3 protein-coding genes are annotated in these 2,884 nt (G+C 69.9%); all 3 read left to right on the top strand.

Features of this window, described 5'->3' with window-relative positions:
* Nucleotides 1–133: 133 nt before the first annotated feature.
* On the top strand, nt 134–670 hold the full coding sequence (locus BKH20_RS13360) for a NifU family protein (protein ID WP_075391448.1): 537 nt from the start codon (nt 134–136) through the stop codon (nt 668–670).
* Between the two features lie 232 nt (nt 671–902).
* The gene (locus BKH20_RS13365; RefSeq protein WP_075391449.1) at nt 903–1,286 is read left to right on the top strand and encodes a FeoA family protein; all 384 of its coding nucleotides are present in this window, start codon (nt 903–905) and stop codon (nt 1,284–1,286) included.
* Nucleotides 1,283–2,884: ferrous iron transporter B (gene feoB, locus BKH20_RS13370; RefSeq protein WP_075391450.1), on the top strand; the 1,602-nt coding region annotated here is incomplete at its 3' end. The genes BKH20_RS13365 and feoB, both read left to right, overlap by 4 nt.

The raw sequence follows: 2,884 nt of genomic DNA on the forward strand, positions 1-2,884 counted from the left end.
CCTGGGTCATGGCGGCCCTCAGCCGCGCACTCGTGGCAGCCTTCATGTAGGTGGAGCAGAACGAAGCAGCAACCAGGACGGTGCCCCCACCGACGGTGGGGGCACCCCGGACAGCAGGAGAGGTGAGGCGGCCGTGCCCGTCGTTCCCACGCACCCGACAACCACGCCGGACCCCGACGTGCTGCGATGGGTCATTCCCGACGGCCTGCTGCCCTTCACCGGGGAAGTCGCCCAGGCCCCGGCGCTTCTCCAGGAGCTCATGGACGACGGCACCCTGCGCTCGGTGAGGGTCGACGGCGGCGGGGTGCTCACCCTCCTGGGAACCGGCCACGACTGGCACACGGAGGGGGCCCGGGTGCGATCCGCGCTGGTCGACGCCCTGGGCGCCCCGAAGTCGTGGAAGGGCGCCGCCACCGCCCGCGTCTCCGGCCCCGACGACGCCCTGGAGGCCGCCGCCCGACAGATCGCCGACGGCTCCCTGGGGACCTTCGTCAACAGCCACGGGGGAGCGCTCGTAGTGCACTCGGTGCGTGACGGCGTCGTCGAGATCGCCATGGAGGGAGCCTGCGACCACTGCCCGGCCGCGGAGATCACGATGCACGCGCGCTTCGAGCACCTGCTGCGGCGCCGCTGCCCCTGGCTGGTCGAGGTCCGCCGGGTCGATGCGTAATTCTTCCCCGAGCCGGGCATTTTTCGCGTAGCCCTACAGAAAAACGGTGGGGCTACGCGAGAAATGCCCGGCTCGGCGCGTGGCGGGCGTGGACCCCGTCCCCTGATCTGTGTCGGAGACACCTCAAGAACCTGAAGATAGCAAAGCCTTACCTTAGACTGTCATGGTTGGTGCGCAAGCCCGCATCACGACCGATAACAGACTCAAGGATCCGAGGAGCTCCGAGGGCAACATGGCGACTGCAGTCTCACACCACGGCACGACGACGCCGGTCGGCACCGGTGGCACCCCGTCTTCCGCGCACACGTCCTTATCCGACCTGCGTCTGGGAACCAGCGGCCGGGTTATCGGCCTGCAAGAGGACACGGCCGACGACCCCATCTCCAAGCGGCTGAGCAACCTGGGCTTCGTGCCCGGCCGGACCGTGACGCCGTTGCGCCGCGCCCCGCTGGGCGACCCGGTGGTCTATCTCGTCGCCGACTATGAGCTGTGCCTGCGCCGCCACGAGGCTCGCATGGTCCAGGTCGAGGTCCTCACCGAGGCCGAGGACGACGTCGTCGAGCCCCTCACCGGGCAGCAGGCCGCCGCCCCCGAGCGTCAGGAGCAGCTCCCATGAGCGACCACTGCGCACACTCCGAGGTCGCCGGCGCCCCCGACTGCCACTGCGGATCCTCCAGCTCCAAGACCCTGGTGGCCGACGCCCCGCGCGTCGCCCTGGCCGGGGCCCCCAACGCTGGCAAGACCTCCATCTACAACGCCCTGACCGGCCTGCGCGCCAAGACCGGCAACTACCCCGGCGTCACCGTGACGCGGTCACTAGGGACCTGCCGGATCGGCGAGACCAGCTTGACCATCGAGGACCTGCCGGGTGCCTACTCCCTGGACCCGATCAGCCCCGACGAGCAGATCGTCCACGACGTCCTCACCGACACCTCGCAGGGCGTCTCCGTTCCCGACGCCCTCGTGGTCGTCGTCGACGCCACGACGCTGCAGCGCGGCATGAACTTCGTCGCCGAGGCCCTGTCCTTGGGGCTGCCGACCTGCCTGGCAGTCACCATGACCGACGAGCTCACGCGGCGCGCCGGGCGCCTGGACGTGGCGGCCCTCGGGCAGGCCCTGGGGATCCCCGCCGTGCGGGTCGTCGGCAACCGCGGCATCGGCATCCCCGAGCTGCGCAAGCGCCTCACCGAGCTCTCCGAGTGGCAGCGCCCGCCACTGCCCGCGCCGACGACACCCACCGAGGTGGCTTCCTGGGCCGACTCCATTCTGGCCGCCGCGGACTACCAGGCGCCCCAGCAGGACCGCATCACGACCGTCGTCGACCGGGTCCTGCTCAACCCCGTCCTGGGGTCCCTGGTGTTCTTCGCCATCATGTACATCTTCTTCCAGGCGATCTTCACCTGGGCCGAGCCTTTCAAGGGCGCCATCGAGGACGGCTTCGGGGACCTGGGGCAGCTGGTGCACGAGTGGCTCGACCAGTCCCACCCGCTCATCGCCGGGCTCCTGGGGGATGGTCTCATCGGGGGTGTGGGCGCGGTGCTCACCTTCATCCCCCAGATCATCATCATGTTCCTCATCATCGCCGTCCTGGAGGGCGTGGGGTACATGTCGCGCGCCGCCTTCCTCATGGACCGGATCATGAGCCGGGCTGGGCTGGAGGGGCGGGCCTTCGTGGCGCTGCTGTCCTCACTGGCCTGCGCGATCCCCGGGATCATGGCCACCCGCACGCTGCCCAGCGCCAAGGACCGGGTGGCCACGATGCTGGCCGCCCCGCTCATGACCTGCTCGGCCCGCCTGCCCGTCTACGTCCTGCTCACCTCCATTATGGTGCCCGCCGACGCGAAGATCGGGCCGCTGGGCGCACGCGGAACCGTCATGTTCGCCCTCTACCTGCTGGGCGCGGTCTCCGCGATGGCGGCCGCCTGGGTGGTCAAGCGCCTCACCGACCGCGGCGGGGTGCTGCTGCCCTTCTACATGGAGATGCCGCCCTACCGGCTGCCGCGGCCACGCACGGTCCTCATCATGGTGTGGGACGCCTGCATGGGCTTCGTGAAGAAGGCCGGCACGATCATCACCCTGACCACCGTCATCCTGTGGGTGCTGCTCAACGTGCCGATGCGCTCCGAGGAGCAGTTCAGCGCCCACTGCTCCGCCAGCGCCGAGTGTGCGGCCGTGTCCGCCGCGGTGGAGGACCCGGAGTCGTCGACCGTCAAG

This window comes from Actinomyces oris, assembly GCF_001937445.1.
GTDB lineage: Bacteria > Actinomycetota > Actinomycetes > Actinomycetales > Actinomycetaceae > Actinomyces > Actinomyces acetigenes.